The organism is Hydrogenophaga sp. FG152 (genome assembly GCF_057809615.1).
In genome coordinates this window covers 170876-194209 of sequence record NZ_JBMDKH010000006.1, presented here as the reverse complement: position 1 = coordinate 194209, position 23334 = coordinate 170876, and the positions used below count along the sequence as shown (strand labels likewise).

Annotated in this window: 24 protein-coding genes and 1 tRNA gene; 21 read left to right on the top strand and 4 right to left on the bottom strand. The window is 64.1% G+C overall.

Translation table 11 applies throughout. The features are described from left to right. Window positions 1-60: 60 nt before the first annotated feature. A complete protein-coding gene (hemN, locus tag ACODTB_RS09640; protein ID WP_488929278.1) occupies window positions 61-1458 on the top strand; it encodes an oxygen-independent coproporphyrinogen III oxidase in 1398 nt (465 codons plus the stop codon). 20 nt (window positions 1459-1478) lie between these two features. Then, on the top strand, window positions 1479-2150 hold the full coding sequence (locus ACODTB_RS09635; protein WP_291118194.1) for a sulfite exporter TauE/SafE family protein: 672 nt from the start codon (window positions 1479-1481) through the stop codon (window positions 2148-2150). Between the two features lie 7 nt (window positions 2151-2157). Here the strand turns inward: ACODTB_RS09635 and ACODTB_RS09630 are convergent, their stop codons facing one another. Further along, on the bottom strand, window positions 2158-3090 hold the full coding sequence (locus ACODTB_RS09630) for a DMT family transporter (RefSeq protein ID WP_291118191.1): 933 nt from the start codon (window positions 3088-3090) through the stop codon (window positions 2158-2160). A gap of 316 nt (window positions 3091-3406) precedes the next feature. Between ACODTB_RS09630 and aceA the strand changes: the two genes are divergently transcribed. From aceA to ACODTB_RS09615, 3 genes are all read left to right on the top strand, one after another. After that, window positions 3407-4738, top strand: a complete 1332-nt coding sequence (aceA, locus tag ACODTB_RS09625) for an isocitrate lyase (RefSeq protein WP_382325238.1) — start codon at window positions 3407-3409, stop codon at window positions 4736-4738. 177 nt (window positions 4739-4915) lie between these two features. Then, window positions 4916-6349, top strand: a complete 1434-nt coding sequence (locus ACODTB_RS09620; RefSeq protein WP_291118185.1) for a hypothetical protein — start codon at window positions 4916-4918, stop codon at window positions 6347-6349. Between the two features lie 114 nt (window positions 6350-6463). After that, entirely contained in the window at window positions 6464-7363 is a 900-nt protein-coding gene (locus ACODTB_RS09615) for an MBL fold metallo-hydrolase (protein ID WP_291118182.1), read from the top strand. Window positions 7364-7485: 122 nt separating this feature from the next. Here ACODTB_RS09615 and ACODTB_RS09610 read toward each other — a convergent pair whose 3' ends face one another. Further along, window positions 7486-8349: an AraC family transcriptional regulator gene (locus tag ACODTB_RS09610; protein ID WP_488929268.1), complete on the bottom strand. Its 864-nt coding sequence runs from the start codon at window positions 8347-8349 to the stop codon at window positions 7486-7488. A 122-nt stretch (window positions 8350-8471) separates the two neighbouring features. On the opposite strand from ACODTB_RS09610, the gene ACODTB_RS09605 reads away from it, so the two are divergent. Continuing rightward, window positions 8472-9014, top strand: a complete 543-nt coding sequence (locus ACODTB_RS09605) for a carboxymuconolactone decarboxylase family protein (protein ID WP_291112873.1) — start codon at window positions 8472-8474, stop codon at window positions 9012-9014. Further along, window positions 9011-9727 carry an MOSC domain-containing protein gene (locus tag ACODTB_RS09600; RefSeq protein ID WP_291112875.1) on the top strand — a complete coding sequence of 239 codons (717 nt, stop codon included), beginning with the start codon at window positions 9011-9013 and terminating at the stop codon, window positions 9725-9727. The genes ACODTB_RS09605 and ACODTB_RS09600 overlap by 4 nt, the downstream gene beginning before the upstream one ends. A 15-nt stretch (window positions 9728-9742) precedes the next feature. Here the strand turns inward: ACODTB_RS09600 and ACODTB_RS09595 are convergent, their stop codons facing one another. Next, window positions 9743-9982, bottom strand: coding sequence for a helix-turn-helix domain-containing protein (locus ACODTB_RS09595; protein WP_291112877.1), 240 nt, complete (start codon window positions 9980-9982; stop codon window positions 9743-9745). Window positions 9983-10128: 146 nt separating this feature from the next. Between ACODTB_RS09595 and ACODTB_RS09590 the strand changes: the two genes are divergently transcribed. Beyond that, window positions 10129-10395 (top strand): hypothetical protein, encoded by a 267-nt coding sequence (locus tag ACODTB_RS09590; protein ID WP_291112879.1) that lies wholly within the window; start codon window positions 10129-10131, stop codon window positions 10393-10395. A gap of 69 nt (window positions 10396-10464) precedes the next feature. On the opposite strand, the gene ACODTB_RS09585 is transcribed toward ACODTB_RS09590, so the two are convergent. Next, window positions 10465-11607, bottom strand: coding sequence for an alpha/beta hydrolase family protein (locus tag ACODTB_RS09585; protein ID WP_291112881.1), 1143 nt, complete (start codon window positions 11605-11607; stop codon window positions 10465-10467). A 387-nt stretch (window positions 11608-11994) separates the two neighbouring features. On the opposite strand from ACODTB_RS09585, the gene thrS reads away from it, so the two are divergent. The 13 genes from thrS to ACODTB_RS09520 all read left to right on the top strand — a co-directional run bounded on the left by thrS (window position 11995) and on the right by ACODTB_RS09520 (window position 23328). Then, complete coding sequence (gene thrS / locus ACODTB_RS09580) at window positions 11995-13902, top strand: threonine--tRNA ligase (protein ID WP_291112883.1); 1908 nt, start codon at window positions 11995-11997, stop codon at window positions 13900-13902. 108 nt (window positions 13903-14010) lie between these two features. Next, window positions 14011-14625: a translation initiation factor IF-3 gene (gene infC / locus ACODTB_RS09575; protein ID WP_291112966.1), complete on the top strand. Its 615-nt coding sequence runs from the start codon at window positions 14011-14013 to the stop codon at window positions 14623-14625. 185 nt (window positions 14626-14810) lie between these two features. Further along, on the top strand, window positions 14811-15014 hold the full coding sequence (gene rpmI / locus ACODTB_RS09570) for a 50S ribosomal protein L35 (RefSeq protein WP_159596967.1): 204 nt from the start codon (window positions 14811-14813) through the stop codon (window positions 15012-15014). Between the two features lie 25 nt (window positions 15015-15039). Further along, a complete protein-coding gene (gene rplT / locus ACODTB_RS09565; RefSeq protein WP_086120609.1) occupies window positions 15040-15399 on the top strand; it encodes a 50S ribosomal protein L20 in 360 nt (119 codons plus the stop codon). Between the two features lie 121 nt (window positions 15400-15520). After that, window positions 15521-16573: a phenylalanine--tRNA ligase subunit alpha gene (gene pheS, locus ACODTB_RS09560; RefSeq protein ID WP_291112888.1), complete on the top strand. Its 1053-nt coding sequence runs from the start codon at window positions 15521-15523 to the stop codon at window positions 16571-16573. Between the two features lie 9 nt (window positions 16574-16582). After that, window positions 16583-19018: a phenylalanine--tRNA ligase subunit beta gene (gene pheT / locus ACODTB_RS09555; protein ID WP_291112890.1), complete on the top strand. Its 2436-nt coding sequence runs from the start codon at window positions 16583-16585 to the stop codon at window positions 19016-19018. A 25-nt stretch (window positions 19019-19043) separates the two neighbouring features. After that, window positions 19044-19370 carry an integration host factor subunit alpha gene (locus tag ACODTB_RS09550; protein WP_291112892.1) on the top strand — a complete coding sequence of 109 codons (327 nt, stop codon included), beginning with the start codon at window positions 19044-19046 and terminating at the stop codon, window positions 19368-19370. Window positions 19371-19561: 191 nt separating this feature from the next. After that, window positions 19562-20014, top strand: coding sequence for a MerR family transcriptional regulator (locus tag ACODTB_RS09545; RefSeq protein WP_291112894.1), 453 nt, complete (start codon window positions 19562-19564; stop codon window positions 20012-20014). A gap of 36 nt (window positions 20015-20050) precedes the next feature. Continuing rightward, a tRNA-Pro gene (locus ACODTB_RS09540) sits at window positions 20051-20127 on the top strand. Window positions 20128-20430: 303 nt separating this feature from the next. Further along, window positions 20431-21018 carry a hypothetical protein gene (locus ACODTB_RS09535; protein WP_291112896.1) on the top strand — a complete coding sequence of 196 codons (588 nt, stop codon included), beginning with the start codon at window positions 20431-20433 and terminating at the stop codon, window positions 21016-21018. Then, window positions 21015-21308, top strand: coding sequence for an HPr-rel-A system PqqD family peptide chaperone (locus ACODTB_RS09530; RefSeq protein WP_291112898.1), 294 nt, complete (start codon window positions 21015-21017; stop codon window positions 21306-21308). Before ACODTB_RS09535 ends, ACODTB_RS09530 begins: the two co-directional genes overlap by 4 nt. Then, on the top strand, window positions 21293-22225 hold the full coding sequence (locus ACODTB_RS09525) for an HprK-related kinase A (RefSeq protein WP_291112900.1): 933 nt from the start codon (window positions 21293-21295) through the stop codon (window positions 22223-22225). The genes ACODTB_RS09530 and ACODTB_RS09525 overlap by 16 nt, the downstream gene beginning before the upstream one ends. Then, entirely contained in the window at window positions 22222-23328 is a 1107-nt protein-coding gene (locus ACODTB_RS09520; protein ID WP_291112902.1) for a nucleotidyltransferase domain-containing protein, read from the top strand. Before ACODTB_RS09525 ends, ACODTB_RS09520 begins: the two co-directional genes overlap by 4 nt. Window positions 23329-23334 lie beyond the last annotated feature (6 nt).

The following is a 23334-nucleotide window of genomic DNA, read 5'->3' as shown; positions in this document are numbered from 1 at the left end:
GTTCACCACCTTTTGACCAGGATCAAGGGAAATGCGGCCACTCTGTCGCACAGTGGCAGCATTGATGGAGATTCGATCTTGAGCCACGCCATTTCCGAGGAGCTGCTGCGGCGTTTTGACGTGCCGGGGCCGCGCTACACCTCATACCCCACCGCCGACCGGTTCGTGGAGGCGTTCACCGACAACGACTACATCCAGGCGCTGCAGCAGCGCCGCGCGGGCTCGATGGCGCTGCCGCTGTCCCTGTACGTGCACATCCCGTTCTGCGAGTCGGTCTGCTACTACTGCGCCTGCAACAAGGTCATCACCAAACACCATTCGCGCGCAGCCGAGTACCTGCGCTACCTGGCGCGCGAGGTGGAGCTGCAGGTGGCGCACCTGGGCCAGGGCCACAGCGTGTCGCAACTGCACCTGGGCGGCGGCACCCCCACCTTTCTCTCCGATGCCGAGCTCGAAGAACTCATGGCCATGCTGCGGCGCCACTTCACGCTCGCGCCCGGCGGCGAGTACTCGGTGGAGGTGGACCCGCGCACCGTGACCGAGGACCGCCTGAAGACCCTGGCCCGCCTGGGCTTCAACCGCCTGAGCTTCGGCGTGCAGGACTTCGACCCCGCCGTGCAGAAGGCCGTGCACCGCGTGCAGCCCGCCGAACAGGTGTTCGCGCTGGTGGCCGCGGCGCGGCGCATCGGCTTCGAGTCGGTCAACGTGGACCTGATCTACGGCCTGCCGCTGCAGACCCCCGCGTCCTTCGCGCGCACGCTGGCGCAGGTGAACGAGCTGCGGCCCGACCGCATCGCGCTCTACGCCTACGCCCACCTGCCGTCGCGCTTCAAGCCGCAGCGGCGCATCTCGGCGGCCGAGCTGCCCAGCGCGGGCGACAAGCTCGGCATGCTCTCGATGTCGCTCGACGCGCTGATCGACGCCGGCTACGTCTACGTGGGCATGGACCACTTCGCGCTGCCCAACGACGCGCTCGCGGTGGCCAAGCGCCAGGGGCGCCTGCACCGCAACTTCCAGGGCTACAGCACGCAGCCCGACTGCGACCTGATCGCGCTCGGCGTGTCCGCCATCGGGCGCATCGGCGCCACCTACAGCCAGAACGCCAAGACACTGGAGGAATACCGCGACCTGCTCGACCAGGGTCGGCTGCCCATCGTGCGCGGGCTCGCGCTCACGCGCGACGACCTGCTGCGCCGCGCGGTGATCATGGCGCTGATGTGCCAGGGCGAGGTGCAGTTCGAGTCGATCGAACTCGGGCACCTGATCAGCTTCAAGAGCCACTTCGCGCGCGAACTCGAGGTGCTCGAAGGCCTGGCCGCCGAGGGCCTGGTGCGCCTGAACCCCGGCGGCATCCAGGTCACTGAGGCCGGCTGGTTCCTGGTGCGCGCCATTGCCATGGTGTTCGACAAGAACCTTCAGGTCGACCTCGACCGCGCGCGCTTCTCGCGCATCATCTGAGGCCGGCCCGGGCGCCCACCATGCAAACCTCCATGGCGATCACGGCGCTCTTCATGGGCCTGGTGGGCGGCCCGCACTGTGTGGCAATGTGCGGCGCGGCCTGCGCCGGCATCGGCCGCGCGGCCGGTGCGCGCAGCACGCAGGCGCTGCTGGGCTTTCAGGTCAGCCGCATGCTGGGCTATGCGCTGTTCGGCGCCTTCGCCGCCGGCTCGGTGCAGGGCCTGGCCTGGCTGGGCACCCACACCGCCGTGCTGCGGCCGGTGTGGACCATGTTCCATGTGGCCGCGCTGCTGCTCGGCGCGGTGCTGCTCTGGCGCGCCAGGCAGCCCGCCTGGATCGAAAACCTCGGCCAGCAAGTGTGGCGCCGCGCCCGGCCCGCCATGGTGAAACTGGGGCCACGCGCCCCGGTGGTGCTGGGTGTGGCCTGGGCGCTCATGCCCTGCGGCCTGCTGTACTCGGCGCTGCTGGTGGCCTCGTTGTCGGCCAACGCGCTGGAAGGCGCGGCCATCATGGCCCTGTTCTCCATCGGCACCTCGGTCTCGCTCACCGCCGGGCCGTGGTTGCTGCTGCGCCTGCGCGGCGCGCGTTCGGGTGGCTGGGGCATCCGCCTGGCCGGGCTGGCCCTGGCGCTCACCTCGGGTTGGGCGCTGTGGATGGGCATCACCCAACCCACCGGGCTGTGGTGCCTCTGAAAAACGCTCAGGCCTTGGGCGCCGCGCGGCCGGGCAGGGTGGCCAGCACCAGGCCGAGCAGGGCGATGCCGAACGCCACGCCCTGCAGCAACGTCAACCGCTCGCCCATGAACAGCACGCCGATGGCCGCCGCGCTGATCGGCAGCATCACCGTGAACACGCCGGCCTGCGAGGCGGGCACCTTCTTGAGCCCGGTCATCCACAGCCACACCGTCCACACGCTCGCGGCCAGCGCGTAGAACACCAGCAGGCCCCAGACGGGCAGGGCGACGGTGGAGAAGTCGAACGTCCAGGCCGCCCACAGGCCGAACGGCGTGACCAGCGCGAAACCCCAGAGGTTGATGACGGCCGAAATGCGCTTCGGGCCCAGGCCCTCGGTGAGGTGCTTGCCGATCACCACGTAAGAGGCCTCGCACACCACGGCGGCGAACACCAGCAGGTTGCCCAGCAGCGCCTTGCTGATGCCGAACGGGCCGCTGGTGTCGGCCACCGCCGCGCCGGCGTCCACCTTCTGCAGCGAGAACAGGCCGATGCCCAGCGCCGCGCAGGCAATGCCGGCCGCGCTGCGCCAGCCGATGCGCTCGCGCAGGAACAGCCAGCTCAACAAGGCCACCACGGCCGGGATCGACGACATCACCACGCCCGCGGCCACGGCGGTGGTCAGGCTCACGCCGAACAGCATGCAGATGGAGAACAGGAAGTTGCCCAGGAACGATTCGAGGAACAGCAGGCCGCGCGTGCGTGGCGACATGGGCGGTTCGTCGGCCGGCTTCTTCAACCAGTTCCACATCGCCAGGCCGCCGATGCCAAAGCGCAGCCAGGCCAGCAGGAACACAGGGAACACCAGCACCAGGGGCTTGGAGAGGGCCACATAGCTGCCCACCAGCGACATGCTCAAGGCCAGGCACGCATAGGCCCACCAACGGTTCGGGGAGGTCACGGTTTTTGACAGGTGTGCACGAAAGTGGGTCGCATCATGCCTGAAGCATTTCAGGGTATTCCGGGATGAGAGATGTTTGTTTTGCAATATGAAAACACAAAATGTTGCGGCGCAAGAAAATTTCTCAATGCAAGAAATTGATTTCTACATTGAGAAATTTGAAGAAAAGTACGTTGAAAAATAACAAGAAATTTTTTCTCTTATATAAGACATAAGAGCTTCCAAAACTCTTCTATAAGACTTAAAGTCTTCTCAACGGCACCGCGTTTGCATGCAAGCCAGCCGCCCCGATCCATCAACCTCACGGAGTATTCAAATGCCGCAATCCCTGACCGAGCAACTGAGCCGCGCCCAACAGATCGAAGCCCTGGAGAAAGACTGGGCGACCAACCCGCGCTGGAAGGGTGTGAAGCGCGGCTACAGCGCCGCCGACGTCGTGCGCCTGCGCGGCAGCATGCAGATCGAGCACACGCTGGCCAAGCGCGGCGCCGAGAAACTGTGGGACAAGGTCAACGGTGGCGCCAAGAAGGGCTACGTGAACGCCTTCGGCGCCATCTCCGCCGGCCAGGCCATGCAACAGGCCAAGGCCGGCCTGGAAGCCGTGTACCTCTCGGGCTGGCAAGTCGCCGCCGACGGCAACACCTCGGAAACCATGTACCCCGACCAGTCGCTCTACGCCTACGACTCGGTGCCCACCATGGTCCGCCGCATCAACAACACCTTCAAGCGCGCCGACGAAATCCAGTGGGGCCGTGGCATCGAGCCGGGCAGCCCGGAATTCATCGACTACTTCCTGCCCATCGTGGCCGATGCGGAAGCCGGCTTCGGCGGCGTGCTCAACGCCTTCGAACTCATGAAGAACATGATCGCCGCCGGTGCCGCCGGCGTGCACTTCGAAGACCAACTGGCCGCCGTGAAGAAATGCGGCCACATGGGTGGCAAGGTGCTCGTGCCCACGCAAGAAGCCTGCGAGAAGCTGATCGCCGCGCGCTTCGCCGCCGACGTGATGGGTGTGTCCACCATCGTGCTGGCCCGCACCGACGCCGAAGCCGCCAACCTGATCACCAGCGACCACGACGCCAACGACAAGCCCTTCCTCACCGGCGAGCGCACGCAAGAAGGCTTCTACCGCGTCAAGAACGGCCTGGAGCAAGCCATCAGCCGCGGCGTGGCCTACGCGCCGTACGCCGACCTCGTGTGGTGCGAAACCGGTGTGCCCGACATCGGCTTCGCCCGCGAATTCGCGCAAGCCGTGCAAGCCGCCTGCCCCGGCAAGCTGCTGTCGTACAACTGCTCGCCCTCGTTCAACTGGAAGAAGAACCTCAACGACAAGCAGATCGCCTCGTTCCAGGAAGACCTGGCCGCGCTGGGCTACAAGTACCAGTTCATCACGCTGGCCGGCATCCACATCAACTGGTTCAACACCTTCCAGTTCGCCCACGCCTACGCCCGCGGCGAAGGCATGAAGCACTACACGGAAATGGTGCAGGAGCCGGAATTCGCCGCACGCGACAAGGGCTACACCTTCGTGTCGCACCAGCAGGAAGTGGGCGCGGGTTACTTCGACGACGTGACCACGGTGATCCAGGGTGGTTCTTCGAGCGTGAAGGCGCTGACGGGCTCGACCGAGGAAGAGCAGTTCCACTGAACTCACCCCATCAGGGGTTGAGGAGACAGGGCCACCCTTCGGGGTGGCTTTTTTTTGCCTGATAGGAAGAGGGAAAGTCTGCTTTATGCAAATTTGGGGGATCACTTCCCCTGTTGAAATCTCTCCACTGGGTTGACAATCGCTTCGTCGCACAGAGGTGCCTTGTTTGGAGCCAGCATGAAGCACGGCGAACTTTCATGGGTGCAAAGGTGGCATTGCCTCTCTATGGCAGCGCTCGCGGCCTTGCTGTGTTTAGGCTTGGCGAGTTGTGCGGCCAAAGAAGCTTACCGACACGACACGGCCCAGCTTTGCGATGAAACGCAAAATAAGTGCGACACAAGTGCTTTGGTCAAGACGAAGGAAGGTTTTATCCTGGGTTTTGTCGAAATCGACGACCAGGGGATTTTTTTCGACAATCGCATGGACAAAAGCCAGCAGCGTTCCATACTGAATTACCTCGAAAAGAAAGAGAACCTGTATGTGGTGGTTTTCATTCATGGCTGGCACCACAGCGCTGCTCCGGAGGATGGGAGCATAGACAGCTTCAGACGCCGCCTGGGCGATGCCAAGCGCCGGCTCCCGGGCAAGGAGGTCGTCGGCATCTACATCGGTTGGCGTGGTGACTCGATCGACGTTCCGTATCTGAACACCGCCACGTTCTGGGACCGAAAAAATACCAGCGAAGAAGTGGGACGAAATGCACTCGTGGGCTTCCTGCTTGAACTGGAGTTGATTAAGGCGAACAAAGAACACAAGAACGCACTGGTCCTCACCGGGCACAGCTTCGGTGCCTCGGCTCTCTACAACGCGGTGCACCAGACGCTCCTGCAGCGCCTGATTCAGGCGGAAACGGAGCCCGGCGTCGATGCCGTTCGTGGGTTCGGTGATCTGGTCGTTCTCATCAACCCTGCCATTGAAGCCATGCGGTTTTCACCGCTTTACGACGCAAGTCAGGCACACGCCCGTCGCCGGGGATTCGAACCGATGCAGCCGGTGCGCCTGATCGTTGCCGCCACACCTGGCGATTGGGCGGCGACGACCCTGTTCCCCATTGGACGTTGGCTCAGCACGAGCTTGGAATTCCATCGGGTTTACCTTCCTCCGCAACATCGGCGACGCACCGACGAGCTCGAGGTTGACCAGGCCGAGATGGACCGAACGACGATGGGTCAATTTAAACCCTACCAGACCCACAAACTTGGCATGAGTCATCGCCGTGATGGAAATGAATGCCAGGTCAAAGAGGGCTGGTTGCGTGAGTCCGTTCAGCGAAAAATTGCGCGGTCCATCCAGGACAGAACGTCGCCTGTCAACGGAGAGGGTTGGATAAGCAAGGGCGAAGGTTGGAATTCGCTGGGGCAAACAGGAATACCGAAGCAAATGCAAATCGAGCACTTGGTTGGCCAGTCACACCCCTACTCGCCCTATTGGGTGGTCAAGCTGGACGAGACCACCATCATGAGGGATCACAACAATATCTCGGGTCTCAATTTCTGGTGTTTTATTGACCTGGTTTTGCTCAAGGAATCGTCTGCAAGATCGGACTCGGCCCCAGCGCTGCCTGCACCAACCGGCGCGCCACTGAGCGAGCCAGTGACATCCGATCAATAGATTGACTCTTGAAGGTTGCCATTGAAAGACTCTAGCCTGCGACATCTCAAATGCCTGGTCATCAGCGTCTTGGGGTTGATGCTCCTCGCTGTGTTGGTCGCCTGGGCGTTGACCATGATCAGACCCAGTGTCGATGTGGACTCCCCTCAGGTGTTCTTGCAGAACGACCCTGCAAACACTGGCCTGCGCGCCACCTTCCTCGGCACCAGCACCATCGTACTGAGCGATGGAACGACCTCGATCATGACCGACGGCTTCTTCTCCCGGCCGTCATTCCTGCAACTGTTGACGTCTATCACGCCTGACGACGCTGAAATCGCATTCGCCTTGAGGCACGTCCCCCGGCGCATCGATGCGATCTTCGTGGCCCATTCCCACCATGATCATGCGATGGACTCTGGACGGGTGGCCATGCAAACAGGCGCCGTGGTCCATGGTTCCAAGTCGTCGCTCAACGTGGCAAGAGGGCAAGGCACGCCGGAGCCCCAGCTGCAGCGCCTGCATGTCGGCACACCCGTCAAGATCGGCTCGTTTCGGGTTACCACCATTGAGACGCCGCACTCTCCCGGGCTTCTTTTCTTCGGATTCATCACTGAGCCCGTGAAGCACGCTACGCTCAGCGACTACCGAATGGCCGACAACTTCTCGTTTTTCATCGAGCACGAGCTTGGCAATGTGCTCGTGGTGCCGAGTGCAAATTTCCGAGCACACGCGTTTGACGGCATGAAAGCGGACACGGTGGTGCTGGGCATCGGAGCACTCGGTAAACAACCAGACGGGTTCGCGCAAGCGTACTGGAACGAGGCCGTGATCAACACCAGCGCGAAGCTCGTCATCCCCGTGCATTGGGATGATTTCACCCGGTCGCTGCGCCATCCGTTGGTTCCCATGCCCTACCTTCTGGACAACACGGCGGCTGGCATGGCGCGGATTCGGGCCCTGGGGCAACGCGACGGCATCGACATTCGCTTGCTGCCACCGCTACGCGAGACCCACTTGCCGGCACGTCGGTGAGTTGAGCGTATTCGCCAATGGCGCCACGCACACGTCGTGCTTGGACGCGTCACCGTTCACGCTCGACAACGACAGGACGAACGGGCCGCCCGCATCTCAGGTTTGTGGGCGCTGGCGTGGTGCTATGTAGCCCCATCCCGCTCCCGCCATTCCCGAGGGGAGCAACCCAGGCGCTGGCTGAACAGGCGCGAGAGCGCAGGCGCGCTGGCATAGCCCAGTGCGTCGGCAATCTCCTTGACCTGGCGCCCCTGCCGCAGCTGTGTCTGCGCCAGGCTCAATCGCCAGTCCGCTAGGTAGTTGGCGGGCGTCTGCCCGACGGCGGTCTTGAACGCCGCAGCGAACGCGCTGCGCGACATGCCTGCTTCCTGCGCCATGGTGGCCAGGCTCCAGGGCGCGCCGGGTTGCTCGTGCAGCCCCACCAGCGCGCGCGCCAGCCGAGGGTCCGCCAGCCCGTTCAGCAGCCCGGGCGGGATGCCGGCTTCGGCCGGATGGTCGATCAGCCAGCGCAGCAGCTGAATCAGCACCACCTCGAACAGGCGATCCGCCAGCAACCGCTGGCCGCAGCGCAGCCGCTCGGTCTCGGCGAACAGCAGGGCGAGTGCCGGCTCCAGCCCTTCCACCCGCGCCAGGGGCAGCAGGATCAAAGGGGGCAGGGCGCGCACCAGCGGGTTGCGCTCGCCGCCGTCGAACGCCAGTTCGGCGCAGACGAAATCTGAACCGTCCTGTGGCGGGTTGCGGAACTCGTGCGCCAGCGCCCGTGGGTAGAACAGCAGGCTCGGTTCCGTGATGGTCAGCCGGCGTGGCAGTGCGGTCTTGGCGCCGTGCCGCAATTCCAGTTCGCCGCGCCGCATCACATGCAGGAAGCCGCGCCCTGGCTCCGCAGGGAAGCGGCTGACGCCGCACAGCGGCCCGTTGCGGAACAGGTGCGCCCGCACCTTGAAGCGGTCCAGCAGGCTGGACAGGCGGTCGATCGGCAGGTTGCTCATGTGTTGGACGATTAGGTATGTCGCATGGACGATTCGTTCCCAATGGTACTTCCTGCCGGGGCACACTGGCGCACAGCAGCTGCTTCATTCCTCCCACCCGAATCCACTGAAAGGACCACACCATGTCACGCGTTCCATTGATCGATCCTGCCCAAGCCACTGGCGAGCGCAAGCAAGTGCTTGACCAGATTCATGGCGCCTTCGGGGCGACGCCGGCGATGTTCCGGGCGGTCGCCAACTCCAGTGCCGCCCTCAAAAGCATGTGGGGCAGTTTTGGCGCCTTGGGTGGTGGCGTGATCTCGCCGAAGCTGGGCGAGCAGCTCGCCGTCGCCATCGCTGACCGCAACCAGTGCGAGTACTGCCTGGCCGCCCACAACGCACTGGGCCGCAAGGCCGGTGCAACGGCCGCCGAGATGGCCGCCGCGCAGCAGGGCAAATCCGACGACCCGAAAACTTCCGCCGCGCTGCGCTTTGCCTTGAAGGTCGTCAACGACCGTGCCCAGCTCAGCGACGCCGACGTTCAGGCGCTGCGCGGGGCCGGTTTCAACGACGAGCAGATCGTTGAGATACTCGCCCACGTGGCACTGAACCTTTTCACCAATTACGTGAACGTGGCTTTCGCGGTGCCGGTCGATTTCCCTGCCGTGAAGCTGAGGCCGCGATGAGCGAGGCGCCGGTGGTCATCGGTCGGCTGCGGGCTGTGCTGACCGGCAAGGCCCGGGCCTACACCCGGGCCGGGAGCGTCAGCGCGATCGACAAGCAGCCTCAGGCTGGCGCGCTCATGGTGGGTGCGCTCGGTCTGGACGGCGACGAGCAGGGCGACCCGCGCGTGCACGGCGGGCCCGACAAGGCTGTGCATTGCTACACCTGGGCGCACTACGGCGCCTGGCGGCGCGAGCTGCCGGGCGAGACGGCTGCCGCCTTGTTGCGCCAACCCGGTGCCTTCGGTGAAAACTTCAGCCTGGAACCCGGCCTGGACGAAACGAACGTCTGCATCGCCGACCAATGGGCGGTCGGTGGTGCGCTGTTCGAGGTGAGCCAGGGCCGTCAGCCTTGCTGGAAGCTCAACGACCGCTTTGGCGTGCCCGACATGGCGCGGCGCGTGCAGCAGGGCGGCCACGCTGGCTGGTACCTGCGCGTCTTGCGGCCGGGGCTTGTTCAAACGGGCGATGCCGTCCGCCTCGTGGCGCGACCGCACCCGGACTGGACACTGGAGAGGCTGTTGCATGCCATCGCCGAGCGCGATGGCGATCCGCACACGCTGCAGCAGATCCTCGCCTTGCCGCTGCCGCCTTCCTGGGCCAGGCTGTTCCGCCGCCGGCTCGAGACGGGGCAGATCGAATCCTGGGCGCTGCGCCTGGATGGGGAGGGCGGCTGAAGTTCGAGTCGAGTTCTAGCGGACGCGCTGTGTGCGCATGCGCTTCTCGACGTCCTTCATAAGGTCCGAAGGGGTGACGTCAAGTGCGTCGCAAAGCTTGAACATGAGGCGCACGCTCGGACTGTTCTTTCCGAGCTCGATCAGCGAGATGAAGGTCCGAGCCACGTCAGCACGAAGTGCGAGCTCGGTCTGGCTCCACTTGCGACGCGTCCGCAGGCTGCGCAACGCCTGCCCGAATGCTTGATCTGGTTCCACGGTGCTTGCTCTCTGAGATGAGCAAGGGTGGGTCAATGGCTCCTTGATTGTGACCTATATATAGGTCAGAATGGTGGTCGCATTGCTGGCCGAGTGATATCCCCGGCATGTCATCGATTCACAACTGAACAATGGAAATCTCAAGCATGGCAATCAAACTCTTCTTCCGTAACGCGCTCGCCCGCGTCCACCGCAAGAACTTCGCGACCCAGGTGTGGTCCCTGTCCTCTCAGGCGCTCGATAAAACCTGTCAGCTCGCCGCCATCTTGGAGCGCTACGACGGGCGCGACGGAGTACCCATGCCCGAAGTCGACCGCAAGGCGATTTACGACGAGTTGAATTTTCAGTTTGGCGTGCTGCTGGACACGATCTGCGAGCTGCAAACCATCGCCGCTCAACAGTCAAAGGCTTGAAGCGCGGAGCGTCAGAAACACAAACGCCACCCAGCGGGGTGGCGTTTTTTTGTTTGAGCGTGCGGCGTTTTAACGGCAGTCGTTGGCCGGTGTCTGGTTCGACAGCACGGACGAAATGAAGCGCAGCGAATCCGCGCTCGACGCCATGATCACCGAGCCGTGATCCTGGCCCGCGTACTCCCTGTACTGGATGCGCGCGCCCTTGGCACACAGAGCGCCCATCATCTGCCGCGTGGTGGGCGGGGTGACCGTGGTCTGGTCCTTCTCGGCCTGTGCGATGAACAGGGGCACTTGCATTTGGAGCTGGGTGGGGTCCTGCGTGGCAAAGAACTTCACCATCTTGTCGAACTCCGGCCCCTTCTTCAGGTATTGGCCTGGCGCCAACACGGGCATGCCAAACAGGCCGCCGATGCAGGTGGTCTTCGCCGCTTCGATCTGAGGCTTCATGGCCGGGTGCGTGAGCTTGTCCAGATCGAGGCTCGGGTCCGCCACTTTCGCCGCCAAAGCCGTGATGGCGACGAAGGGCTGAGCGCTGGCCGAGACGGGTTGGCCGTCGGCCACGTCGTTCAGGAACTTCAGCACGCCGGGCCCGGTGGGTGCCAGCGCCACGGCGGCCTTCAGCGGGTAGGCCGGCGTGCGCTCCTTCATTGAGGCCACCCAGATGGATGCACCCCCGCCCTGGCTGTGCCCGGCGGCGATCCATTCCTTGCTGAGCTGGATGGGCAGGTCGTGGGCGGCGGTGACGAGGTCGGCCATGGCGTAGGCGTTGCTGCGGCCTTCGAGGTCAGGCCGGCCTGCGAAGGCGCCCCAGCCCTCGTAGTCCGTGCGCAGCACGGCGTAGCCCTGCTTCAACAGCAGGTTCTGGTACTCCAGCCGGGACGGCGCTGCCGCCAGAGAGGGGGCGCATTGTGGCGCCACGCCGGTGGTGCCGGTGCCCCAGCTCACGACCGGGTAGCCGCCAGCCGGCGGTGGCGTTTTCGGCAGATCGATCAGGCCTTGGACCACGGTGTTCTGCCCCGAGTGCGAGGTGGTGATGTAGGACACCATCCAGCGTTGCGAGGATTCCGTGAGCAGGGAACGGGTCTGGGGCTGGACGTTGACCACCTGGCCGGGGCTGGGCATGGCGTTGCGAGCACCGGGCATGCTGCTGCACGCGGCGAGGATGGACAAGCTGCCGACAAGAAGCGGGAGGCGGAGAAGCTGGGAACGCATGGATGGGTGCTCCTTCGGGAATGAAACAAATGTTTTATATATAAAACTGCGATTCACATAAGAATCAATCTGATGGTACTGATGGTCAGCCGATGACTCCATGGGAATTTCCCGGTGCCGAAATTCCAAGGAAGAAACGACGCGTTGGCGCGTGCCACGGCGCTGATGCGGGCAGGGCGGAGGCATGTCCGGGTTTTGTGGGAAAATGCCTGTTCTTCTTCTGAATCAGCAAGAGCGAGAAAGGCAATCTGGTTATGACACCGCGAACTATGGAGACCACCTCCACGGCCCTTTGAGGCCTGCAGTTCGCGCCTGCCTGATCGATTTCCTTTTCTCCCCCACACCAGCGCGGCCCCTGCCGCGCTTTTTTGTTTTCTGGACCTCCCCATGTTGCACATCACGCTCCCCGACGGCTCCCAACGCGAATACCCCGGCCCGGTCACGGTCGCCGACGTGGCGGCCTCCATCGGCACCGGCCTGGCCAAGGCCGCCCTGGCCGGCAAGATCGGCGACAAGGTGGTGGACACCAGCTACCTCATCACGCAGGACAGCCCGTTGTCCATCGTCACGGCCAAGGATGCCGAAGGCCTGGAGGTGATCCGCCACTCCACGGCGCACTTGCTGGCCTACGCCGTGAAGGAGCTGTTTCCCGATGCGCAGGTGACCATCGGCCCGGTGATCGAGCACGGTTTCTTCTACGACTTTTCCTACAAGCGCCCCTTCACGCCCGAAGACCTGGTGGCGATTGAAAAGCGCATGGCCCAGCTGGCTGCCAAGGACGAGCCGGTGGTGCGCCGCGTGCTGCCGCGCGACGAGGCCGTGGCCTACTTCAAGGGCCTGGGCGAGCACTACAAGGCGGAAATCATCGCCAGCATCCCCAGCAATGAAGACGTGTCGCTGTACCGCGAGGGCGCTTTTGAAGACCTGTGCCGAGGCCCGCACGTGCCCAGCACCGGCAAGCTCAAGCATTTCAAGCTGATGAAGGTGGCCGGCGCCTACTGGCGCGGCGACCACCGCAACGAGATGCTGCAGCGCATCTACGGCACGGCCTGGGCGACCAAGGACGAGTTGCAGCAGTACCTGACGATGCTGGAAGAGGCCGAGAAGCGCGACCACCGCAAGCTGGGCCGCGAGCTGGACCTGTTCCACATCGACGAGCACTCGCCCGGCACCGTGTTCTGGCACCCCAAGGGCTGGACGGTGTGGCAGGAGGTGGAGCAGTACATGCGCCGCGTGTACCGCGACAACGGCTACCAGGAGGTGAAGGGCCCGCAGATTCTGGACCAGGGCCTGTGGGAGAAAACCGGCCACTGGGACAAGTACCGCGAAAACATGTTCGTCACGGAGTCCGAGAAGCGCGACTACGCGCTCAAGCCGATGAACTGCCCCGGGCACATCCTGATCTTCAAGCAGGGCATCAAGAGCTACCGCGATCTGCCGCTGCGCTTTGGTGAATTCGGCCAGTGCCACCGCAACGAGCCCTCGGGTGGCCTGCACGGCATCATGCGGGTGCGCGCCTTCACGCAGGACGATGGTCACATCTTCTGCACGGAAGACCAGATCCAGGCGGAGGTGGTGGCCTTCACCACGCTGCTGCAGAAGGTCTACAAAGATTTCGGCTTCAACGACATCATCTACAAGCTCTCCACCCGCCCGGAAAAGCGCATTGGCACGGAAGAGAGCTGGGACCGGGCAGAGAACGCGCTGGCCGAGGGCCTTCGCGCCTCGGGCTGCGATTTTGAGTATCTGCCGGGCGAAGGCGCCTTCTACGGCCCGAAGATCGAATACACCCTCAAGGACGCGCTGGGCCGCCCCTGGCAGTGCGGAACGATCCAGGTCGACCCCAATCTGCCGGAGCGCCTGGGCGCGGAATACGTGGGGGAAGACGGCTCGCGCCACACGCCCATCGTGCTGCACCGCGCCATCGTGGGCAGCCTGGAGCGTTTCATCGGCATCCTGATCGAGCAGCACGCCGGGGCCTTGCCCACCTGGCTGGCGCCGGTGCAGGTGGCGGTGCTCAACATCACCGATTCCCAGGGCGAATACTGTCTGGAAATCGCGAAAACTCTGCAGAATCAAGGGCTTAGGGTGACGACGGACCTGCGCAACGAGAAAATTACGTATAAAATACGGGAGCACGCGTTGCAAAAGCTGCCTTTTATCCTTGTCGTGGGCGACAAAGAGAAAGAAGCTGGTGCCGTGGCTGTGCGGGCGCGAGGGAACAAAGACCTCGGTGTCATGCCGCTGGAAGCCTTTTCCAAATTGATCGCGGCTGACGTTTCATCCAAAGTTTGATTTCAAACATCTGGCTGGATGCCCCTGCTGCCATGGCGCACTTCGTGTGCGTGAGGCGGCCGGGTGGCCGCCAATTTGCCTGAACCGGCCCACACAAAGGAACTCACCATAGCTACCAACTTTCGCGACCGCCGCCAACGTGAAGAGCGCGCACACAGACTGAACCGGGAAATCATGGCCCCCGAGGTTCGCCTCAACGGCCCCGAGAACGAGCCCTTGGGCATCGTCAGTTTGCAGGAAGCGCTGCGCATGGCCGGTGAGCTGGATGTGGACCTGGTCGAAATCGCGGCCACTGCCGTCCCTCCGGTGTGTCGCCTGATGGACTACGGCAAGTTCAAGTACCAGGAGCAGAAGAAGGCGGCGGAAGCCAAGGCCAAGCAGACGGTCATCGAGATCAAGGAAATCAAGTTCCGGCCCGGTACCGACGACGGCGACTACAACATCAAGATGCGCAACATCCGGCGCTTTCTGGACGATGGTGACAAGTGCAAGATCACGCTGCGGTTCCGCGGCCGTGAGATCACCCACCAGGATCTGGGGCTGGCCCTGCTGAACCGCATTCGCGATGAGTTGGCCGATTCGATCGTGGTGGAGCAGTTTCCCAAGCTCGAAGGGCGCCAGATGATCATGATGATCGCGCCCGGCCGCAAGAAGGCCGGTGGTGCGGCCAAGCCCGCCGAGGCCGCTGCAGCGGCGCCTGCGGCAAGCCAGTCGGCCGCCTGAGGGCGGTTGGCGGCCAAGAACAGCATTGGACGGGCAGGGTAGTCTCCTGCCGGTCCGAGGCGCTGGCTGAAAAGCCGGACGCCGAATCGGGGAGCCGAAAGGCTGCCCATAAAAGTGGCTCGGGGCCAACAAGTCCGCGGAAGGTTCGCGGCGCCTCACGAGCACAAATGAAAAGGAGCATGAAGATGCCCAAAATGAAGACCAAGAGCAGCGCGAAAAAGCGTTTTCGCGTTCGTCCCGGTGGCACCGTCAAGCGCGGTCAAGCCTTCAAGCGTCACATCCTGACCAAGAAGACCACCAAGAACAAGCGCCACCTGCGTGGAGCAGTCACCGTGCATGAGACCAACATGGGTCACATGGCACAGATGCTGCCCGGCACGGGCATTTGATCAACGACGAACAAGGAGAACACACATGCCTCGCGTCAAACGTGGTGTAACGGCTCGCGCCCGACACAAAAAGGTTCTGGCTCTGGCCAAAGGTTTCCGCGGCCGCCGCGGCAACGTCTTCCGCATCGCCAAACAGGCGGTGATGAAGGCTGGGCAATATGCCTACCGCGATCGCCGCACGAAAAAGCGCGTCTTCCGTCAACTGTGGATCGCCCGTATCAACGCTGGCGCCCGTGCTTGCGGCCTGACGTACAGCCAATTCGCCAACGGCCTGAAGAAGGCCCAGATCGAAATCGACCGCAAGGTGCTGGCCGATCTGGCGGTGAACGATCCGGCTGCCTTTGGCAGCATCGTGGAGCAAGTCAAAGCCAAGCTGGCCGCTTGATTCACGGCAGGAGCACGCCGCCTCACGGCGGCGCGCCCCGTCGCTCAAAGGGGTTGAGGCTTGAGGGATTCCCTCGCTGGCTTCAACCCCTTTTTTATTTCCCAACGATTCAAGCACACACATGAACGAGTTGGACGCATTGGTCGAGAGCGCCCGTGCCGGGTTTGTTCAAGCCGCCACGCCGGCCGATCTGGAAAACGCCAAGGCGCAGTACCTGGGCAAGTCGGGCCGCATCACCGAGCTGATGAAGGGCCTGGGCGCCCTCTCCGTGGAAGAGAAGAAGACCCGTGGCGCGGCCATCAACCAGGCCAAGCAGGCGATCGAAGGCGCGCTGACCGAGCGGCGCCAGGCTTTGGCCGATGCCGAGTTGCAGGCGCAACTCAAGGCCGAGGCGCTGGACGTGACCTTGCCCGGTCGCCAGCGCGGCCAGGGCGGCCTGCACCCGGTGAGCCTGACGCTGGAGCGCATCGAAGCGATCTTCGGCTCCATGGGCTTCGAGGTGGCCGATGGCCCCGAGATCGAATCCGACTGGTTCAACTTCACCGCCCTGAACACGCCGGAAGACCATCCCGCGCGCTCGATGCACGACACGTTCTACGTGGAGGGGGGCAGCGAGAAGGCGCCCAACCTCCTGCGCACGCACACCAGCCCGATGCAGATCCGCCACGCGGTGCAGCACGTCAAGCGCCACCGCGCCGACCTGGATGCCGGGCGCCCGATGCCCGAGATCCGCGTGATCGCGCCCGGTCGCACCTACCGGGTGGACAGCGACGCGACGCACTCGCCGATGTTCCACCAGTGCGAAGGCCTGTGGGTGGGCGAGAACGTCAGCTTCAAGGACCTGAAGTACGTCTTCACGGATTTCTGCCGCACCTTCTTCGAGTCCGATGATCTGGTGCTGCGCTTCCGCCCCAGCTTCTTTCCCTTCACCGAGCCCAGCGCGGAGATCGACATCCAGTTCCAGCACGGCCCCCTGGCGGGGCGCTGGCTGGAGGTGGCGGGCTCTGGCCAGGTGCACCCGAACGTGGTGCGCAACATGGGCCTGGATCCTGAGCGCTACATCGGTTTCGCTTTCGGCATGGGGCCGGACCGCCTGACCATGCTGCGCTACGGGGTCAACGACCTGCGTCTGTTCTTCGACGGTGACGTCCGTTTTCTCGCCCAGTTCCGCTGAGACCACGACATGCAATTTCCCGAATCCTGGCTGCGTGCCTTCTGCAACCCACCCCTGACCAGCCAGCAACTGGCCGATACCCTGACCATGGCCGGTCTGGAGGTCGAAGAGCTGGAGCCGGTGGCGCCCCCGTTCACCAAGGTGGTGGTGGGCGAGATCAAGGACGCCGTGCAACACCCCAATGCCGATCGCCTGCGCGTGTGCCAGGTGGACGTGGGGCAGGGCAGTCTGCTCAACATCGTCTGTGGTGCGCCCAATGCCCGCGTAGGGATCAAGGTGCCTTGCGCGCTGGTGGGCGCCGAGCTGCCACCCGGTGACGACGGCAAGCCGTTCCAGATCAAGCTGGGCAAGCTGCGCGGCGTGGAGAGCCAGGGCATGCTGTGCTCGGCGCGCGAGCTCAAGCTGTCCGACGAACACGGCGGCCTGCTGGAGCTGCCGGCCGATGCCCCGGTGGGGCGCGACATTCGCGAACAGCTGGCGCTGGACGACATGCTGTTCACGCTCAAGCTCACGCCCAACCTGGCGCATTGCCTGAGCGTGTACGGCATTGCCCGCGAGGTGTCGGCGCTCACCGGCTCACCGCTGATCGAGCCAGTATTTCCGTCGGTGGCGGCACCGCTGCAGGACCGCCTGCCGGTGCGCGTGGAGGCGCCGGACCTGTGCGGGCGTTTCACCGGGCGCATCGTGCGCGGCGTGAACACCCGCGCCACGACGCCCGCCTGGATGGTGGATCGCCTGGCCCGCTGCGGCCAGCGCAGCGTTTCCCCGCTGGTGGACATCTCCAACTACGTGATGTTCGAGCTGGGGCGCCCGTCCCACATCTTTGACCTCGACAAGATCCACGGTGGCCTGCAGGTGCGTTGGGGCCGGGAAGGCGAATCGCTCAAGCTGCTCAATGGCAACACGGTTACGGTGGACGCGCAGGTTGGTGTGATCGCCGACGATCAAAGCGTTGAATCGCTGGCCGGCATCATGGGCGGCGACTCCACGGCCGTGTCGGACGACACGCAGAACATCTACATCGAAGCCGCGTTCTGGTGGCCCAAGTCCATTGCGGGCCGTTCGCGCCGCTACAACTTCTCCACCGACGCCGGTCACCGTTTCGAGCGCGGTGTGGACCCGTCCACCACGCGCGAGCACGTGGAGCGCATCACGCAGCTGGTGCTGGACATCTGCGGCGGTCAGGCCGCCGTGCTGGACGACCACGTGGTGCAGCTGCCCACGCCGCAACCCGTGAGCCTGCGGGTGGCGCGCGCGGCCAAGGTCATCGGCATGCCGGTCGACCAGGCCCAATGCGCGGGTGCCCTGCGCCGCCTGGGCTTGCCAGTGGAAGAGGGCGATGGCGTGCTCACGGTCATGCCGCCCGCCTACCGTTTCGACCTGCAGATCGAAGAAGACCTGATCGAAGAGGTCGCCCGCATCGTCGGCTACGAGAAGTTGCCCGACACGCCGCCGCTGGCGCCCATCACCGCCAAGATCCGCACCGAGGCGCGCCGCGGTCCGTTTGCGGTGCGCCGCAGCCTGGCCCAGCTGGGCTATCAGGAAACCATCAACTTCAGTTTCGTGGAAGAGCGCTGGGAGCGCGAGCTGGCCGGCAATGCCGATCCGATCCGCCTGCTGAACCCGATCGCCAGCCAGATGAGCGTGATGCGTTCGTCGCTGCTGGGCAGCTTGCTGGCGGTCTTGAAGTTCAACCTGGACCGGCGGACCGATCGCGTGCGCCTGTTCGAAGTCGGGCGCGTGTTCTTCAAGGACGCCTCCGTCGTCGAGAGCGACACGACCGTGGCCGGCTTCCGCCAGCCCATGCGCGTGGCCGGCCTGGCCTACGGTGCCACCGATATGCTTCAATGGGGCACGCCTGAACGTGCCGTGGACTTCTTCGATGTGAAGGGTGATGTGCAGGCCTTGCTGGCCCCGCGCCGGCCCGAGTTCAAGGTGGCCGAACACCCGGCGATGCACCCAGGGCGCTGCGCCAGCGTCTGGCTGGACGACCGCTGCATCGGCCATGTCGGCGAACTGCACCCCCGCTGGCGTCAGGGCTACGACGTGGCTCAGGCGCCCGTGATGTTCGAGCTGGAGCTCGATGCCGTGCTGGACCGCCCCGTGCCGGCCTACCAGGCGGTGAGCCGCCACCAGGCGGTGGAGCGCGATCTGGCCATCGTGGTCAAGGAGTCGGTGACCTACGCCGCCGTGCTGGAGGCGATCCGCGCGCCGGCCAGCCCCTGGTTGCGCGACGTCGTGCTGTTCGACGTGTACCGGCCCAAGAAGCAGGCGTCGTCCGGGAGCACGCCCGCGGGGTCGCTGGCCGTGGATGAAAAAAGCCTCGCGGTGCGGCTGGTGCTCAACCGCGACGACGCTACACTGACCGAAGAGGACATTGACGCGACCGTCAACGCCGCCGTCGAGGCGGTGGCCCAGCGTGTGGCTGGCCGGTTGCGCGCCTGATACGAACAAAATGGAGAATGCCCGCATGGAACTCGCCGTGGAAAGCCTGGAAACGCCTGCCCTGACCAAGGCACAGCTCGCCGAGCTGCTGTTCGACCAGATTGGCCTGAACAAGCGCGAATCCAAGGACATGATCGATGCCTTCTTCGATCTGATCACCGACAGCCTGGTGGACGGCACCGACGTGAAGATTTCAGGTTTTGGCAATTTCCAGATCCGCACCAAGGCGCCCAGGCCCGGGCGCAACCCGAGAACGGGTGAGCCCGTGGCCATCGAAGCGCGTCGTGTGGTGACCTTCCACGCCAGTCCCAAGCTCAAGGAGCAGGTGCAGACCGCCATCATTGGGGGTTGAGCGCACCCTGGGACGACAGCGGCCGACCGGCCGCCACTGCGGTCTTCACAACACAAAACGCCCCGACTTGGGGCGTTTTTGTTGGTGGGCGGGGCCGTTGCAACATTTCACACGGAAATGTTCACCATGCCGTGCACACACGCACCAGTTAGAGTAGATTTCAAGGTTCGGTCCGTACCGCCTTGATTTTCATGGAAAAAACGCTCCCACCCATTCCCGCCAAGCGCTACTTCACCATTGGTGAAGTGGGCGAGCTGTGTGGCGTCAAGCCGCACGTGCTGCGGTACTGGGAGCAGGAGTTCACACAGCTCAGGCCCATGAAGCGGCGCGGCAATCGCCGTTATTACCAGCACCATGAGGTGTTGATGATCCGCCGCATCCGCGAGCTTCTGTACGACCAGGGGTTCACCATCAGCGGTGCACGCAACAAGCTGCAGGAAATCGTTCAGGCCGAGCGCGACAAGCGCCGCAACGAGGAAGATGAAGCCATTGACGTGATCGACCTCGATGAAGTTGTTCATGGTGATGTGGTGATCCCCCTGATCGAAGCCGAATACCCCGTGCACACCGGTTCGGGTGGCCTCCTGCACGACGTTCGGCGTGAACTGCTTGAAATTCGTGAGCTTCTGAGGCACTCTGCCTGATTTGCCCTCATTTGGACGCTATAATTTGAGGCTTGTCGGCGTGTAGCGCAGCCTGGTAGCGCACTTGCATGGGGTGCAAGGGGTCGCGAGTTCGAATCCCGCCACGCCGACCATTTTTACGAAAGCCCGGAATCGAAAGATTCCGGGCTTTTCTGTTTTTGGCCCCGCGGAAAAACCGAATCCCAGGAAAATCAAAACGCTTTACGCACTTGTTGAGAAAGTGCTGTCAAATGGTCACGCGGATCTGACAGAATTCTCCCCACTTTGAGGGAGCGCCAAACCGGCAATATGTCCGCTTTTGACCCGTATTTGCTTACTTTTTGTTGCGCGTGGTCTATACTTGCGCTACCAAAGGCTCAAGCACCCATTGGGCTTCCATCCGCACCTGGGCCTGTCTTGCAAGAGAGGTAAACAAGATGATCGATTCTTCCACTCCGTCTCAGCAACCCGCTTCTGGCGTGTCGCGTCGCCGTCTGGTGCGCGCAGGTCTGTCGGCTGCTCCTGTGATGGCCGCCTTGAAGAGCAACAGCGTGCTGGCTGGTGACCATACCTGCATCCGCCCGTCGTCGTTCTCGTCGCTGGCCGCTGCGCACATGAAGGTCAGCCAGGGGCGCGCGATCAAGACCGACTACGAATGCAAGTCGCATGGCTACTGGAAGAACAGCGAAGCGGGCTTGGCGACGAAGTTCAAGGAAACCAAGTTCCTGTCCACGACCACAGGCTTCACTCGCGATCCCGGCAACGTCTACGGCAAGATGACGATCCAGGAAGTGCTCGACCAGGGCGGCAACCGCAACAACGCGGCATTGGCGCGCCATGTGGCGGCCGCTTTCCTGACGGCCACCGCGTTCAACAACGATTCGACGCGCGTGCTCTTGACCAAGAGCCAGTGCCGCGCGATCTGGAATGGTCAAGGTGTGTGGTCGCCCTTTGCGGGGACGACCTGGACGCTGTCGCAGACGATGGCCTACTTTGACATGATCTACGGTCCAGCCTTCCTGTGACCCTGGCTCAGGCTCAGGTCAACTTCGGTTGTGCCCGGGCCGATCATTTCGCGATTCAGCATTGGCCGGATGGTGTGGTCGTGTACGACGACGCCAGCGGCAGTCTTCACGCGCTGACACCCATCGCTGGCGAGGCGTTTGGCCTGATCCAGGCCGGGCAGGCCCGCGATGCCCAAAGCCTTGCCCAGGCCATGGGCCTTGTCGAGCCCGCGGCCGAGGAACTGGACATGCTGCAGTCCTTGCTTGTGCAATTCGAGTCCATGGGTCTGGTCGAGTGCACGCAGGGGTAAGGTCCACGCAGGCGCTGGCCGCACTCCCACCAGCGGAACTGGCGCACCGCCTGCGTTCCGACGGTCTCTTTCTGCGCGTCCCCCCCTTTGTCATGCACATTCGCAGCCCCATTCCGGTGGTTGCGCAGGGTCTGCAGGCGCTCTATCCCGACCATGAGGTGTTGACGGGGGACGACGTTTTTGCCGACTTCCACGTGAAGGTGAAGCCCAAGCGGCACCTGCTCAAGACGGTCTGTGTGTTCGAGATGGACGGCTTCCAGCCGTTCACGCCCCTGGCGCACGGCGAGGCGTTCGCGTTCCTGGAGTGGGGCATGAACTGGTGCGTGACCAGCTATTGCCACACCTGGATCACGATCCATTCGGCGGTGCTGGAGCGGGGCGGGCGGGTGCTCGTCCTGCCGGCGCCACCGGGCTCGGGCAAGAGCACATTGTGCGCGGCCCTCATGCTGAGTGGCTGGCGTCTGTTGTCCGACGAAATGGCCTTGCTCGATCCGGTGTCGGGCCTGGTGACGCCGTCGCCACGCCCCGTGAGCCTGAAGAACGAGTCGATCGAGGTCATCCGGAAGCGGGCGCCCAATGCGAACTTCGGGCCGGTGGCCCGGGACACGATGAAGGGCACGGTGGCGCATATGCGCATTTCGCCAGACAGCCTCGCGCGCGCAGACCAGGCGGCCCGGCCGGCCTGGGTGGTCTTCCCCCAGTTCAAGCGAGAGGCCCCGCTGACCGTGGAAGCGCGTCCCAGGCCCAGTGCGCTGGTGGAGCTTGCGTCCAACAGTTTCAACCACCACGTGCATGGGCGTGCTGGCTTTCAGGCCTTGGCGGCGCTGGTGGACGAGTGCGGCTGCCATGACTTGCAATACGGCCACCTCGACGAGGCCATTGCCTGGTTCGAGGCCCTGGCCGCCACACCCGCATGACGCTGCCCCGCATCGACACCCTCGTGGCAGCCCTGAAACAGCCGGACAGCCTGGCCGCCTTGGGCCCAGGCGCCTGGGATCTGCTCATCCGCCAGGCCCGTCAGGCCGACGTGCTCGCCCGCATTGGCAGCGGTGCCCAGGCCTCGGGCGACTGGGATCGTTTGCCAGCGGCGCCCCGACGGCATCTCGGCTCGGCCATGGCGCTGGCGGCCCGACAGCACACCGAGCTGCGCTACGAGGTGGTCGAGATTGCGCGCGCGCTGGAGCCCATGGGTTTGCCGGTGGTGCTGCTCAAGGGGGCGGCCTACGCCATGGCCGGGCTGGATGCGTCGCGGGGCCGTATGGTGTCGGACGTGGACATCCTGGTGCCCAGGCAGCGCCTGGCGGAGGTGGAGTCGGCGCTGATGATGGGTGGCTGGGTGTCCATGAACCGCGACGCCTACGACCAGCGCTACTACCGCACCTGGATGCACGAGCTGCCGCCGCTCAAGCACATGAAGCGTGGCACGGTGCTCGATGTCCACCACGCCATCATGCCGCTGACAGCCCGGCTCAAGCCCGACTCCGATCTGCTCTTGGCCAGTGCCCGGCCGGCGGGTGACGATCCGCGCATTCAGGTGCTGTGCCCGGCCGACATGGTGCTGCACAGCGCGGCGCACCTGTTCCATGAGGGCGATCTGGAACTGGGTCTTCGGGGTCTGGTCGATCTGGAGGCGTTGCTGCGCGAGTTCGCCGCGAATCCGGACTTCTGGCCCGAACTGCTTGCGCGGGCTCGCGCCTTGCAGCTGGAATGGCCCCTGCACCAGGCCTTGCGCTATGTCGGCCTGCTGCTCGATGCACCCATCCCCCCGGCGGTGACTGAGGCGCTGCGCGCCAGCCCCGCTGTGCGCATGGCGCCCTGGCGCCAGCGCGTGATGGATGCGCTCTTCCTGCGCGCCTTGCGCCCCGCCCATGCGTCCGCATCGGATGGATGGACGCCCGCCGCCCGGTTCGTCCTGTACCTGCGCGGTCATTGGCTGCGCATGCCGCCGGTCATGTTGGTGTGGCATCTGCTGCGCAAGCTGGTCAAATCAATGCGGGCCGAGCCCGTGGACGCGAAATGAAGCGAC